Here is a 15,903-nt window from a genome sequence, read left to right on the forward strand (position 1 = left end):
ATAACCATATATAATGACGTCACACTTAATTGGGCGATACTTCATTAGGCGACACGTCATTAGTCAGTACTTCATTAAGTGGTACGTTGGTCGGGTGATGACTATGATAGCTATGATGACAAGGCGGCAGCATATGAAGCCTTGGCTAATGCGCACTAATTATCGAATATTTCCATAGGTCAAAAAATTATGTTATCAAAGATTATAGGCAGTGTCGTTGGCACTAAAAATGACCGCGAATTAAAGCGCATGCGCAAAGTGGTCAGCAAAATCAACGCACATGAGGCTACGATACAAGCCCTGTCTGATGAGCAATTACAACAAAAAACCGAAGAGTTTAAAGCAAGACACCAAAAAGGTGAAAGCTTAGATGCATTATTACCAGAAGCGTTTGCGGTCTGCCGTGAGGCATCGCTACGCGTCAACGGCATGCGTCACTATGATGTGCAGCTAATCGGTGGTATCACCCTGCACGAAGGCAAAATCGCTGAGATGAAAACCGGTGAAGGTAAAACCCTAATGGGTACCTTGGCCATGTATCTTAACGCTATCAGTGGCAAAGGCGTCCATCTAGTGACGGTCAACGATTATTTGGCGGCACGTGATGCGGAATTAAACCGTCCATTATTCAGCTTTTTGGGTATGACGGTTGGCGTTATTTATTCGCAGCAGCCGCCGCAAGAAAAGATTGACGCTTATCAAGCAGATATCACTTACGGTACCAACAACGAATACGGTTTTGATTATCTACGCGATAATATGGTTTTTAGCTTAGCTGAGAAAAAACAGCGTCCGCTAAACTTCTGTATTATTGATGAAATTGACTCGATCTTAATTGATGAGGCCCGTACGCCGCTGATTATCTCGGGTCAAGCCGAAGATTCATCACGTATGTATGCGTTGATTAATACCATTATTCCGGTGCTTATCCGTTCAAAAGACGAAGAAGCCAATAAGAATAATGAAGAAGAAGATTTTTGGATTGATGAGAAAAACCGTCAAATCGAGATTAGCGAAAAAGGCTATGAAAAAATTGAGCGCTTCTTAATTGAAGTGGGTGAGCTTGGCGAAAACGAAAGTTTATATAGCCCCAGCCGTTTGCCATTATTGGCTCACGTCCAAGCAGCGATTCGTGCTCACCATGTCTTTGTCAAAAACGTCCATTACATCGTTGATGATGGTGAAGTGGTTATCGTTGATGAAAATACCGGTCGTACCATGCCCGGTCGCCGTTGGTCAGAAGGTTTGCATCAAGCAGTCGAAGCCAAAGAAAACGTCGAGATTCAAGCGGAGAACCAAACGCTTGCGACCACGACTTTCCAGAACTTTTTCCGTCTTTATGACAAGTTGTCGGGTATGACAGGTACCGCTGATACTGAAGCGGCAGAATTTAAATCGACTTATGATTTAGATGTTATCGTGATTCCAACGCACGAACCGATTGCTCGTATCGATATGGATGACCAGATTTTCTTAACCAAGCTAGGTAAATACAAAGGCATCATCCGCGAGATTAAAGAGATTCAAGCCAAAGGCGCACCAGTCTTAGTTGGTACGGCGACAATTGAAGCCAGTGAAGAGTTGTCCTATTTGCTAGACCAAGAAGGCGTTAAGCATAACGTCCTAAACGCTAAGCAACATGAGCGTGAAGCAGAAATCATCGCGCAGGCGGGTAGTCCAAAATCCGTCACCATTGCCACCAACATGGCAGGTCGTGGTACCGATATCATCTTGGGTGGTAACTGGCAGTCGTTTATTGAGAACATTGATGAAGTCAGCCCAGAAGAAATGGCGCGTTTAAAAGCACAATGGCAAGTCAAGCATGATCAAGTCGTTGCCGCTGGTGGTCTGCATATTATCGGCTCTGAGCGACATGAATCACGCCGTATCGATAACCAGCTGCGTGGTCGTGCCGGTCGTCAAGGTGACCCTGGGATGTCGCGCTTCTTCTTATCGCTTGAAGATGACTTGATGCGTATTTTTGCCGGTGACCGCGTTGTTAATATGATGCGCGCCATGGGTCTTAAAGAGGACGAAGCCATTGAGCATAAAATGGTTTCTAAATCGATTGAAAACGCTCAAGGTAAAGTAGAAAGTCGCGATTTTGATGCGCGTAAAAATCTTCTAAAATATGATGATGTGGCCAATGAGCAGCGTAAAGTCATTTATGGACAACGTGACGACTTACTGGCTGAGATGGACTTATTAGAAGCTATCGAAGTCATGCATCATGAAGTCTATAACGCCATGATTAACCAGTTTATTCCGCCGGGTTCTATTGATGACCAGTGGAATATTGACGGTCTAGAGGACGAGCTTGAGGAAGAATTCAAGATTGCAATGCCAATTAACGATTGGCTCGATGAAGACCGCCGCCTAGATGAAGAAGGCTTACGTGCCAAAATTATCCAAACGGCTTTAGATCGTTATCACAGTCGCCGTGAGCAAATGGGCGAAAAAGATGCTGCTCAGCTTGAGCGTCACTTTATGCTCCAGAGTTTAGATAAGCACTGGAAAGAGCATTTGACGCAAATGGATCAGCTGCGTAAGGGTATTCATTTGCGCGGTTATGCACAAAAAAATCCTGAGCAAGAATATAAGCGTGAATCATTTGAGCTATTCCAAATGATGCTTGGCGCAATTAAATCTGAGACCGTACAAGATTTATCACGCGTGCATATCCCGACCAAAGAAGAATTAGCAGCATTAGAAGCTCAGCAGCGTGAAAATGCGGCGCATATGCAAATGCAGTTTGAGCACAGTGATATTGATAATATGGATGGCGGTGTAGAAAGAGCCGCCGCGCAAAGTCGCAATGTCGTTGGCGGTGCAGCAGTAGACGCTATGGTAGGTAGTGGCAGTGATGCGAATGAGCCAGACCCATACGCTGGTATGAATATCAGTCGTAACGCCCCGTGTCCTTGTGGTTCAGGACTAAAATATAAGCAATGCCATGGTAAAATCTAAACATTGATAATCGAACATTGTTAAGTTATGATAAAAAGTCCCTATCTAAAATAAATAGGGACTTTTTTATAGATATAGCCTTGGTATTAGTATTCATATCGAATCATTGATATGAGTATGAAAATTACGACGATAAAAATATCAGTGTCTGTATAGCGATTAATGACAAATTCAACATGGGCGTGAATTTACGGGCGCGCTATAGTGTTTAACATCTTTATTTGGGAGAGTGTGATGAATATAGAATTATTAAAAAAATTGCGTACCTCTATCGTCCTAAGCGGTTTAATGGTTGGTGCCATGACGCTTAGCGCTTGTCAACAACAGCAAGAGACAGAGCCAAGCCTAGAAGACAGTATTAGTGAAGAGCAGTCTGTGCCTATGTCTGCTGAGCCTGCCGAGCCAAGTGATGTGGTGGTAGATGCGCCAGCCAGTGAGGTAGAAGATGATACGATTGCTTCAGTTAATACTGGCGTCAATCAAATAAGTTATTCATGTTCACCTGCGCTCGCCGTTGAAGCGACGTATAAAGATACTGATAATCAGGTCATTCTTGCGACTGCTCAAGGTACAGCAACCTTAACGAAAACCAACGATGCGACTAACCCTGAGGTGTTTGAGGTAAAAACTGCCCTCGATGGTGATGAGGGCTTTGTACAGTGGCGCGTGGCTCATACAGAGCGTGAAACAGGTGTGATGCGTACGGCGGGTGCAGATGCAAATAACGTCAGCACTTATGAGTGTAAGAAAGCTGAAGATGCTGAAACTGTAGAAGAAGCAGTATAAAAGTAAATTTATAACATTAGGTTTTCTTTGATTAAATTTAGATAAAACCTCAAAAGAAGCAACGCTGACGTTGCTTTTTTTGGTCTGGATTTTGAAGCTTAGAATAAATGCTCGATTTTATATAAATCTATTCTTTATATGAAGTATTACGTTCACGGTCATGCGCTAAAAAACCTTCCTCGGTAACATCTAGCTCTTCATGCCTAACTTCTACTTGAATGCTGTCGGTATGCGTATGGGTGGTTTTATTAATCTCAACTTCTTGAATCACATGGGTGTCTTTGGTAATCGTCGCTACTTGACGCGATAAAACAATCTCAATCGGCTCATCGCCCATCTCAATCTGTTGACCATTAATCGTTACCACAGCTCTGCTATCTAACGATGGCTCGACGTGACGTAAAATGTCTTTATCATCGTATTGACCTGATAATAAATCCTGACTTTCTGCATCATAATAATCAGTGCGCACAGTAATATATTCTTCTATCAACTCAATAGGGACGTCAATGGTTTTGGTGCGCGTGTGCTTAGTGACAGTTACCTTGCCGACATCCAAGCGTTCTTTATTAATGACAGGGCGTTCTTCTAATAGCTCTAGAGAACCACCCTTTCTCGTGTCTTTTAGATTATTCGACAGATTATTCGCTGAATTATTGAATAAGCCTTCTTGCTCACTGCCCATTAGCGCTTGTTGCTGATTAGGCTTAGAAGTAGGGGAGGAAGTAGATAAGTCAGATGCAGCTAAATCAGGTGCGGGTAATTTGTTCTCGCCACTGTGGTTGGCTATTCTATCTAAAGAAGAGGCATTCGTTGTCGCTAAGTGGGCATCTTGGTTAATAGACTGTTGCTCAGTCTGTTGGCTTTTGTTTTGCTGCTGTTTTATGTCATTATTGTCGGCGTTCATGGTCATATTCCTTATGGACAGATATAATAAATAGATATAAAAAAAGACCAGAAGCAAGCTCTGGTCTTATTCACTGAGCATATTACTCAGCTGCTAATTACGGTCACATAGTATGTATTCATCTTATGAAGAATTGCTTATCAAAGATGGTGGAACCATGCGAAAGAATTGCTTATTACATACCACGAGCGCGGCGTACATCTTCAGCAGTGATATCATCGCGGTCAAAAATATTACCTTCGCGGTCAACCACGTTACCATCACCATCTATATCTAACTCTTCACGTTGAATGGTTTCAGCAATCGTTTCAGTATGACGCTCAGTTGTCTTACCGACATTTACCTCTTCAGAGACATAAGTTTCTTTATTAACGCGTGCACGTTCTGCTTCTAGCTCAAGTTCAATCGTTTGGTTGCCATCTATATCACCGATACGGCGGTCTGTTGGGCGGTCTACATTGGTACGCTGGATATTAGCATGCTCTTCTTCTAGCTCAACATCGACATTACGCTCCTCGGTCACTACATGCTTACCGACTTTTACCAAACCTGCTACGATGCGGTCTTTATTAACTGTTAAGCGCTCTTCTAATAGCTCTAGCGTGTTTGGAGCATTATAGGCATGGTCTGCAATCTCCATACGCTCAGCTTCTGGAATACTATCAGCTACAAATGATTGACGATCTTTTTCATATTGTTCTTTATAGCTGTATTGATAGTCGTGATCGTATACTTCCATCGCTTCGACTTGCGCTTGCGTTAGGCTATCGAAAAAGACATCATCACCAACAATACGTGCTAAACCTGCTGGCACCAATACTTCTTTTGAGCTAAACCAACCACCTGCATCAACAATCAAATAACGAATGCGACCCGTAGTATCTTCTACTAAAGCGCCTTCAATTTTACCGATTTTCTCTTCATTAACGCCGTACGCTGTTTTGCCTGTTGGATCATAATAGTCATCACCGATAAGGTCGCGGTGAGTAGCTTGAATATCTCTTAAACGAATTAGTTGGCTCATTATTATCTTCCTTTTATATGAGTAAATTTTATTTAAATAAATTAGTAATTATTTTTTAAAATAAAATGCGATAAAAAATCGCACTACTAAGAAACTGGTAAGTTGTTGTCTTAGACCAAGAAGGCTCTAGTGAAAAGCTGAATTATCAATTTAATTAACAACTGTAGTAAATAGCCTTTCCTTCAACTTGTTAATATCGTAGCAGTACGATTTTTAATGAGATATATGAGCAAGGTAGCAAAGTGTGAGCTTGAGGTAATTACGTGTAATAGGCTGTAAAACTCACTATCACTATATAAATTTAAGTTAAGGCTTTCTTACAGCAATAAACAAATTTTCGTGATTTGTAAATTCCAACCATAAAAAAACCGCATAGCAAAAAGCCATACGGTTTTTAAATAATAAGAAAATCAGTTAACGCTTAAAATTACTAACTCAATATTAAGGCTTTATGCCTTTTTAAGGAGCCAACACTTAAGCAGTCAAAAGTTTAAGCGAACTAAAATTAAGCCAGTTCAATCGCCACAGCAACTGCTTCACCGCCACCAATACATAAGGTTGCGACGCCCTTTTTGCCGCCCGTACGTTTTAGCGAGTTGATAAGCGTGACTAAGATACGCGCACCTGAACAGCCTACCGGATGGCCAAGGGCACAAGCACCGCCTTCGACGTTGACTTTAGCGTGCTCGATATTTAGCTCATCCATCGCAGCCATAGTTACCATCGCAAACGCTTCGTTGATTTCCCATAGGTCAACATCAGCAACTGACCAGCCCGCTTTGGCCAATACTTTCTCGATCGCGCCAACTGGAGCAATGGTAAACTCGCTTGGATGACGTGAATTAGAAGCAGCAGCGATGATACGTGCTTGATAATCTAAGCCTTCTTCTTTTGCTTGTGACTCTTTCATCATTACGACAGCTGCAGCGCCGTCTGAGATTGAGCTGGCATTTGCTGCGGTAATCGTACCGTCTTTGGCGAAAGCTGGGCGTAGAGTAGGAATACGTTCAGCATTGGCAAGGGCAGGCTGCTCATCAGTATCGACGGTTTGCTCACCTTTACGGGTCTTGAAAGTTACTGACGTGATTTCATCTTTAAAATGGTCGTCTTTAATCGCTGTCAATGCACGGTTAAGCGATTCAATGGCAAAATCATCCATTTGTTCACGAGTATAGCCTTTTTCATTGGCCATTTCTTGGGCAAATTGCCCCATAAGCTTACCGGTTTCGGCATCTTCTAGACCGTCTAGGAACATATGGTCTTTGACTTCTTTATGCCCCATGCGATAGCCGCCGCGAGACCCTGGCATGATATAAGGCGCATTAGTCATTGATTCCATACCACCTGCAACTGCCACGTTAAAGCTGCCCGCTTTAATACCATCGTGCGCTTGCATGACCGCTTTTAGACCTGAACCACAAAGTTTATTAATGGTAACGGCGCCAGTAGCATCGTTTAGACCCGCTTTACGCATGGCTTGACGGGCAGGGCCTTGACCAAGACCAGCGGTCAAGATACAGCCCATAATGACTTCATCAATATTATCAACACTCACACCTGAACGCTCAACAGCGGCTTTAATAGCAGCAGCGCCCAATTCTGTGGCGCTCATATCTTTAAGTGCGCCTTGAAAGCCGCCCATCGGAGTACGTGCGCCGTTTAAAATTACAATTGCATCATTTGACATTGTTATTCTTCCCTTTTAGGTGTTTGAAACGAAAGTACTATTTTTCATAGTTAAAGCAAAACATTTAAGCTAAAGCCATCCGCTTATGGATTAATAGCGGTCTGGCTAAATGAGGCATCTATCTTAATCGCTGGATAAATTATGCCAGCTCATCTAAGCGGATACGTACTACTTTATCAGTAGTGGTATCGAGCTTTTCGATTTTTTCAATGGCAATATTCATCTGACTTTCAACCACAGGCAGCGTCAAAATAATTACTGGCACTTGACCAAGTTTATGGGCAGGTTTTTGTAAAATGGCATCGATATTGATACCCGCATCACTCAAAATTCGCGTGATATCAGCCAATACCCCAGGATTATCATGCGCATGTACACGCAGATAATAACCAGTAATCATTTGCTCAGCGCGCAAGATAGGCGTGTCTGATAATTGCTCTGGGATAAAGGCGAGATGTGGAACATGGTGACCATTCGTGCTTTCATTATTGCTATCTATACTACCAAGAACACGAACCAAATCCATCACATCGGCCATCACCGCAGAAGCGGTTGCGCCTGCACCTGCACCATCACCGCAATATAGCGTTTGCCCAAGCGGATGAGAATTGACCAACACCGCGTTTTTTACGCCATTGACGTTGGCAAGTAAAGCATTTTGCGGGATAAGCGTTGGGTGTACACGCAACTCAATACCAGCGTCACCTGAACCATCGCTTTCACGGCGTACAGCGAAGCCTAAATGCTTGATACGATAGCCAAGCTCTTCTGCATAGTTGACGTCTTGCAGTGTAATGCCAGTAATACCTTCACAGTAAACTTTATCAAACTGTAATGGAATACCAAAGGCAATAGAGGCAAGTAGGGCAAGCTTATGGGCGGCATCAATGCCTTCGACATCAAAAGTTGGATCGGCTTCAGCATAACCAAGCTCTTGCGCCTCGGTCAATACATCGGCAAACGGGCGACCTTTATCACGCATTTCGGTCATGATAAAGTTGCCAGTACCATTAATGATACCCGCTAACCACTCAATTCTATTGGCGGCAAGTGCTTCACGCATGACTTTAATAATCGGGATACCGCCTGCCACTGCTGCTTCATAAGCAACATGGACGTTATGGGCTTCCGCAAAGGCAAAAATCTCATTGCCGTGTTCAGCGAGCAACGCTTTATTGGCTGTGACCACATGTTTGCCGTTTTTGATGGCATGCATAATCACGTCTTTAGCCAGCGTCGTACCGCCAATTAATTCGATGACAATATCGACATTGTCACTAGCAGCGGCTGCCATCAAGTCACTGTTTTGAATAATGTTGGGGTCGATATCATCGCGCTGACGACGAGTACCGACTTCGGTAATCACAATATCGCGGCCGCTACGGCGTTTTAACTCATCTAAATTATCATTGATTAGATTGACCACGCCCGTTCCGACGGTGCCGAGACCAAGTATCGCTAGTTTGATGGATTTGCTCACAGTATCCTCAAGAGATTATAGAGTTGGATAAAAATGCTTCTATACAGACTCTTACATAAAAACGCTGATATAAAAGGGTTGATATAAAGAGTGCTGATATAAGGAAAAACGGTATAAAAATATACGACTAATATCGCCAGGCGCTTTATCGTATCATACCGACAAGCGCTTGTGGCGTCTACCCAAACTCACTGTCGCCAAAGTCAATAATAGCAGGGTAGGTGATTAGCTGGCATCAATCGCCGTTTGTGCCAATTGTGCGGCTGGTAAATAACCACCAATTTGTTGTCCAGACTCGGTAAAGATAGCGGGTGTACCGCGCACACCCAATGCCATACCCAGCTCGATTTGTGATTTTACTGGGCTATTACAGCTAGGGGCTTGGACGTTAGCGCCCATTTTTGCCTGATCCATCGCAGCATTGCGGTCTTCGCTACACCAAATGGCTTCCATCTTTGGAATACTGCCCTCACTGCGAGGCCATGCCAAATAACGTACTTCAATACCACGCGCATTGATGTCATCTATCTCTTCATGGAGCTTGGTGCAATAAGGACAATCTGCATCGGTAAAGGAGTACACGACAGATTTGGTCACCCCTTTAGCAGGATAAATAATCATATCTTTTTTGTCGACCGCTTTTAGCGCTTCTTGCGCGGTTTTGGCAACCAAAGCACCACTGATATCAACCGGTGCTTCTGCACCAACGGCAATGATTTGCCCTTGGATAATGTGTTTACCAGATTTATCAGTAAAGAAAGACGGTAAGCCCGACGCCGTCACCCAGTAAATATCTTTCATATCTGTTGGTACGGCTGAAAGAATATTTTCTTCAATGCCTGAAGCTTTTAGGTTTGCTTGTAAGGCTTTTACCACTGCTGAATCGCTATCGGCTGCCAATTGCGCGGTACTGACTTTGGCTTCTGCACTATTTACAATGCTTGTGTTGCTGGTTGCATCAGCCGCATTATTAGAGCAGCCTGCCGCAACCACGACTAGCAACGCACCCATCATCATACGAGATAAAGGCTTGCGAGAAAAGGTATCGCGGGTGGGGGTGGTTTTAGAAAAAGAAGGTAAAAACATAGGGTGTTTCCTTTAGGCGGTCGTGCCTAAGCAAGATATAGATATAAAAAAGAGGGCAGTAAAAAGTGTGTAAATGCTTACCCTATATTCACTAGATTTTGTTATCAGGGCGATATATTACAATGGTGATATATAATTTATTGATAATAAAAGATAAGTGGTAATAGCTGCCATATTAGCATATTTTTATAAATAACCACTAAAGGCAAGTTATTAGGATTGTCAAATCTACAATTTATAGATAAATGTTACAACAGTAGAAATAAAATACATTTGTACTATTTCATCTCGGCTTATGTCTAGGTAGGCTACTGTTTATAACCGTTTCTCATAACCATTTTTTATAATTGTTTTGGATAGATGTTTTTAATAGCAGTATTTTACGACCGTTTTAATAGGTCATATATCAAATTATCCGTTACCAAAATTTTTCTAAGGAGCTCATATGGCAGGTGCCAGTTTATTAACCTTACTTGATGATATCAGTGTGATATTAGATGACGTGTCGGTCATGACTAAGGTCGCCGCCAAAAAAACCGCGGGGGTGTTGGGTGATGATTTGGCATTGAATGCTGAGCAAGTCTCAGGCGTCAAAGCAAATCGTGAGCTTCCCGTCGTTTGGGCGGTCGCCAAAGGCTCTTTTATTAATAAGCTCATTTTGGTGCCAGCGGCGATTCTTATCAGTGCTATTTACCCACCATTAATTACATTCTTATTAATGTGTGGTGGTTTATTTTTGGTTTATGAAGGTGCTGAAAAAGTCATTCACCGCTTTTGGCCGCATGCCTTGCCAGACGATGAAGAGCAAGAAGCTCGTCGGCAAGCCAATGCTGATGAAACGGTCGATTTGGTAGCCTTTGAAAAAGAAAAAATCAAAGGGGCAATACGTACCGACTTTATTTTATCGGCAGAAATTATCGTGATTGCGCTTGGCGCGACGGCAACGGCTACCTTGTTACAACGCAGTTTGGTGCTGTCTATTTTAGCCATTAGTATTACCGTCGGTATATATGGTTTGGTTGCTGGTATTGTCAAGATTGATGATGTTGGTTTGCATATGATGGAAAAAGACGGCAAGTTTACTCAAAAAGTTGGTAAGATTTTGTTTGCTGCAGCGCCTAAATTGATGAAGTTTTTATCGATCGCTGGTACTTTGGCGATGTTTTTAGTCGGTGGTGGTATCTTGGTACATGGTATTAGTTTTTTACACCATGAAGTTGAAGATATTGCCCATTTGACTGGTATTTTTGAGAGCTTTACCACGGCATTATTAAATGGTGTCATTGGCTTTATTATTGGAGCTGCTATCGTTGCTTTATTTACGGTGATTAACAAAATACGCAATAAAGATGCAACTTCTGCACATTAACCTTATTCTCAAAAACGCTGGTTATTAAAGGCTCTAATTGTTAAAAAAGTCGTATTTATAACAGGCGCTGTTGATAAAAACCGCTATTGATAAACAACTACGCTAAACAAGATAGAAAAAAGCCCCAAAGTTGCTAACAACTTTGGGGCTTTTACATTTTATAGAAGACTATTTACAAAAGGCGATTAGCTTTCGCTATCAGTATCATCAGATTCTGGTTTTTCCGCCTGCGTTGGCTTCTTATGCTCAGTTTTCGGCTTACGCGTACGTGCCTTAGGTACTTTTGGCGTGGTTAAGTTAAACATGCCTTTTTGTGGCAACAACTGCTCAGCCACATTTTCAATCATGTTTTTATAACTAGCGATGGTTGTTTTTGACTTCGCTGCCTGAATTTCTTCTTTTGTCGCTGGCTCTGATGCTTGTTCAGTTGGCTCAGTAGCTTGGTCGTTTTCACTTTGCTCGATATCAGAAACAGTGGTTTCAGCCTCAGCATCTTTAGTCTCAGAATCTACTGTCTTAACGCCTTCCGCCTCCAAAGCCTCAGATTGCGCCACGTTTTCTTCCTTTAGTACTTGCTCAAACTTTAATAGTTGTTCACTATCAGCGCTGATCTCATCTGTCTGACCCTGATTTGCAAGAGCGTTCGCTTCTACGTTATGAGCATCTACATGAGCATTGACGTCGCTGTCGACAGTCAAAGTGTCATTTGTAGGCGCTTCTTGAGTTGTCACCACAGCTGCTTCCTGATAGTCAGGATGCTGACCGCGTGGGTCATTGCTTGCGCGCTTGCTAATGGCGCGGGGCTCAACGGCTGTCTTACCTTGTGCTGCGGCAAACTGACTGACCGCTTGCGTCATCGTCTCAAAGCGGGCGAGATAATCTGCTGCTAAAGGCTGATAACCATAGTTACTAAAGTTAAAGCCTTGATTGGCAGTTTCGCCAGTCACTACTTTAGGCTCATTACTGCTATCGACTTTGACCTCGTCAGTAGTAGCTGTTTGAGCTTGCTTTACATGCAAGGCAATGGCTGCATTAAAGCAGTTGATAACACCCTCTGCTGCTAAGCGTGCTTGCGCTTCTGGTAGCATCGCACGGATAAATTCACCAACCGTACCACGGATAGCTGGCATATTTACAGCGGTTGGCTTGTTTTGCTGATTTGCCTGAGGTATTTCAGCTACTGATGTTTTGGTTGTCGGTGTTTGAGCCTGCTGACGACGTACCAGACGTGGGTCATTGCTGGCTTGACCGAACTTATTAGCCGTCACATAGCGCTTAGCAAACAAGGCGTCATGGTTAAGCTCAAACGCTGGTTGCTTGCTATTGCTGGCATCATCGCCAGCCTTGAACTCAGCATCAGTAGCAACATCAGAAGCAGTTTCCTGAGTTTTTTCTGTAGCTGCTTCATTTTTAGCAGTGGTATCTACTGGCTTTTGACTTTCCACTGGCTTTTTGCTATCAGCTGGACGGTCATTTTGAACATCACTGCTGATAGACGTTACTTGCTCATCTGCACCTACTTCTTTAGCATCAACTTTTTTAGCGGCGACTTTAGTATCGTCTACAGACTTAGTATCAGACATTTGCACCTTAGCTTCAGTAGCGCTAGGTTGTGCTTGGTCTACTTTTGGCTCTGCTATTTTTGCTTCTTCTACCTTATTGTCGTCACTGTGATTAGCTTCAGCGGTATCAACTTGCTTACTGCTTTTTTCACTGCTATCAACCGATTTACGGCTATTTTTAGCAGCTTGACTGTCAGTCTTTTGCTCAACAGTTTCTTGATTATCCGCATTTTTCGGAGTGCTGTCTTCTTGACGTATTTTCTGCTTATCAGCGTCATTGCTAGCTTTTTCAACGCTTTGGTTTTCAGGTGCTTGGCGAGCTGCTGCTACAGATTTACTGTCATCTAAGGATAAATGTACAACTTCTGGCGCCTTAAGTTCGATCGCTGCTTCATTGACCTGTAAAATAACTTCGTTAGGGTCTTGGTTGCGGCGCGAGCTAGATTGGCTTTTACCATTGCCATCTTTAGCATTTTGCTGTGCATTATCAGCGTTTAACGTCGCACCACGCTCAAGCTTGCCGCGTGATTGACGTTGGCTATTTGATTTACGCTTAGCACGAGTCTGCTCGTCTGCAGCATTGGCATTTTTGTCATCAGCATCGGTGCGCTCATGACGTTCATTGCTTTTGCTATTTTCGTTGCTCCCATTACCATTGCGATCGTTGTCTTGACGATTATTACGATTACGGTCGTTAGGGCGTCTGTTATCCTGCTGACGTTTATCTTGGCTGTTCGATTCTTTATTATCAGCGCTACTTATGCTGCTGTCTGTCGTCTCACTAGCGACGTTATCATTCGTTTCATCTGATGGCTCTTTTCTTTGGCGCGTCTTAGAAGGGCGTGATTTACGTGGCTTACGTCTTCTTCTTTCTTCAGCATCGTTATTGTCATCAGCTGTGTTGTTAGCGGCCTGCTGACGATTGACGTTAACGTTTGACTGCTGATTATTAGCTTGCTGAGCATTGTCTTGCGGCGCAGCTGTAGCTTGATGGTTATCAGTAAGCACACTGTTATCAACTTGTCCAAACGAGCCTAAGCTTTGTGCACCCGTATTGACCAGTGCTTCAATGGCTTCAGCTGCATCACGACTACTGACGCTATGGGTGGTTTGTGCTTGCGGTGCTTGCGCAAATAAATTAGACAACCAAGCAACGGCTTTCGGTTGGGCAGCAGCAACAGGTGTGGTTTGGGTCGCTACTGGCGCAGCTGTAGCCACAACAGCCGGTGCACTTTGCGTCGGCGTTTGTATCTGTGTTTGTGGCTGTGGCGCCCGTGCTGATGAAACATTGCTGGCATTGCTACGATGGTCATTGCTATGACTGGTCGTATTCTGCTGCTGGCTAGGCGCACTTTGCTGATTATTGGCGCTCGTAGTCGCTTGACTGCTGTTAGCGTTATTATTACTGCTGTTATCGGCTATTTGACGTGGCTGGCGCGTAGGCTGCTGCTCAGGACGCTCTTTTTCAGCGGTTTGCCAGTCAACTTCATAACCCAAATCGCTATGTTCTTGGGCTGTATCCGTAATACGCTCATAACTTGAAGGTGCAAAGCCGTCACGGTTAAAGTGCAGCTTAAAGTTTGGTGATTCTAAATGCGCGTGCGGCAAAATGGTAATACGCGTACCACTGTCTTGTTCCAAGTAAACCAAGGCATCGCGCTTTTCATTCAATAAAAACGCCGCAATGTCAGTTGGGACTTCTGCCTGTACTTCGCCTTGACGTTCTTTAAGAGCGATTTGCTCAATTTGACGCATAATAGATAGTGATAGCGAACGCAAGTCACGGATCATGCCATTACCATGGCAGCGAGGGCAGATATAGCCAGTCGACTCTTCTAGTGATGGACGCAGACGCTGACGGCTCATCTCCATCAAACCAAATTTAGAGATATCACCGAATTGGACACGTGCACGATCGTATTTGGTCGCATCGACTAGACGTTTTTCAACTTCTTTTTGATGCTTATTGTCATTCATATCAATGAAATCAATGACAATCAAGCCGCCCATATCACGCAGACGCAATTGACGAGCAATCTCATCGGCGGCTTCTAGATTGGTATGATAAGCCGTTTCAGCAACGTCTGAGCCTTTAGTCGACTTAGCTGAGTTAATATCGATAGACACCAAGGCTTCAGTTTGGTCAATAACGATTGAGCCACCTGATGGCAGGCGAACTTCACGCTGATAAGCAGTTTCGATTTGTTTTTCGATATTAAAGCGTGAAAACATTGGCTCATAATCGGTATATTTGCGCAGTTTCTCAGCTTGTTTTGGCATCACTGCATCGATAAAGCCTGCCGCTTCGATATAAGCGTTTTCGTTATCAATCCAAATCTCAGCGATATCGTCACGTAGATAATCACGTACGGCACGGGTGACGACGCCAGCTTCTTGATGCACCAAGCGCGGTGAAGGATATTTTTGATTTTGTTCTTGGATGGCTTGCCAAATGTTGAGCAAGTGATTTAAATCGTGTTGCAAATCTTCTTGGGTTTTGCCAATACCGGCGGTACGAATAATGACGCTCATGCCTTTTGGTAAATCTAAACTGCCAAGCATACGTTTCATATCTTCGCGCAATTTACCTGAGATTTGGCGTGAAATACCACCGCCGCGAGGGTTGTTTGGCATTAGTACCAAATAGCGCCCAGCTAATGACACATAAGTTGATAGGGCAGCGCCTTTATTACCGCGCTCTTCTTTTTCAACTTGGACGATGAGCTCGTCACCTTCTTTAATCAGTTTTTTGATGTTTTCATCGCGTGGATTACCGCTTAAGTATTCAGCAGAAATTTCACGAATCGGTAAGAAGCCTTGACGCTGTGAGCCATATTCGACAAACACCGCTTCAAGCGATGGCTCGACACGGGTCACATGACCTTTATAGATGTTAGATTTTTTTTGTTCACGGGTACGATTTTCTAAATCGAAATCGTAAAGATGGTTGCCTTTACAAAGGGCAACACGAATTTCTTCGTTTTGAGTAGCGTTGATCAAAATGCGTTTCATATTGGTATCCTATGAGTACGCAG

The 15,903-nt window shown here is 43.5% G+C and carries 9 protein-coding genes; 3 read left to right on the forward strand and 6 right to left on the reverse strand.

Annotated features, from left to right (window positions below; genetic code table 11):
* The first annotated feature begins 189 nt into the window (after positions 1 to 189).
* Positions 190 to 2,967: a preprotein translocase subunit SecA gene (secA, locus tag FHS24_RS06125; RefSeq protein ID WP_183619755.1), complete on the forward strand. Its 2,778-nt coding sequence runs from the start codon at positions 190 to 192 to the stop codon at positions 2,965 to 2,967.
* A 234-nt stretch (positions 2,968 to 3,201) separates the two neighbouring features.
* Positions 3,202 to 3,753: a hypothetical protein gene (locus FHS24_RS06130; RefSeq protein ID WP_183619757.1), complete on the forward strand. Its 552-nt coding sequence runs from the start codon at positions 3,202 to 3,204 to the stop codon at positions 3,751 to 3,753.
* A 127-nt stretch (positions 3,754 to 3,880) separates the two neighbouring features.
* Here the strand turns inward: FHS24_RS06130 and FHS24_RS06135 are convergent, their stop codons facing one another.
* From FHS24_RS06135 to FHS24_RS06155, 5 genes are all read right to left on the reverse strand, one after another.
* The gene (locus FHS24_RS06135; protein ID WP_227671674.1) at positions 3,881 to 4,660 is read right to left on the reverse strand and encodes a YsnF/AvaK domain-containing protein; all 780 of its coding nucleotides are present in this window, start codon (positions 4,658 to 4,660) and stop codon (positions 3,881 to 3,883) included.
* 175 nt (positions 4,661 to 4,835) lie between these two features.
* Complete coding sequence (locus tag FHS24_RS06140) at positions 4,836 to 5,684, reverse strand: DUF2382 domain-containing protein (RefSeq protein WP_183619759.1); 849 nt, start codon at positions 5,682 to 5,684, stop codon at positions 4,836 to 4,838.
* 505 nt (positions 5,685 to 6,189) lie between these two features.
* On the reverse strand, positions 6,190 to 7,371 hold the full coding sequence (locus FHS24_RS06145; protein ID WP_183619761.1) for a thiolase family protein: 1,182 nt from the start codon (positions 7,369 to 7,371) through the stop codon (positions 6,190 to 6,192).
* Between the two features lie 139 nt (positions 7,372 to 7,510).
* On the reverse strand, positions 7,511 to 8,851 hold the full coding sequence (locus tag FHS24_RS06150; protein ID WP_183619763.1) for a homoserine dehydrogenase: 1,341 nt from the start codon (positions 8,849 to 8,851) through the stop codon (positions 7,511 to 7,513).
* A 225-nt stretch (positions 8,852 to 9,076) separates the two neighbouring features.
* Positions 9,077 to 9,937: a DsbC family protein gene (locus FHS24_RS06155; protein WP_183619765.1), complete on the reverse strand. Its 861-nt coding sequence runs from the start codon at positions 9,935 to 9,937 to the stop codon at positions 9,077 to 9,079.
* Positions 9,938 to 10,382: 445 nt separating this feature from the next.
* Between FHS24_RS06155 and FHS24_RS06160 the strand changes: the two genes are divergently transcribed.
* On the forward strand, positions 10,383 to 11,306 hold the full coding sequence (locus FHS24_RS06160; protein WP_183619767.1) for a DUF808 domain-containing protein: 924 nt from the start codon (positions 10,383 to 10,385) through the stop codon (positions 11,304 to 11,306).
* Positions 11,307 to 11,491: 185 nt separating this feature from the next.
* Here FHS24_RS06160 and FHS24_RS06165 read toward each other — a convergent pair whose 3' ends face one another.
* Entirely contained in the window at positions 11,492 to 15,880 is a 4,389-nt protein-coding gene (locus FHS24_RS06165; protein WP_183619769.1) for an Rne/Rng family ribonuclease, read from the reverse strand.
* Between the last annotated feature and the right edge of the window lie 23 nt (positions 15,881 to 15,903).

This window comes from Psychrobacter luti, from assembly GCF_014192115.1.
GTDB lineage: Bacteria > Pseudomonadota > Gammaproteobacteria > Pseudomonadales > Moraxellaceae > Psychrobacter > Psychrobacter luti.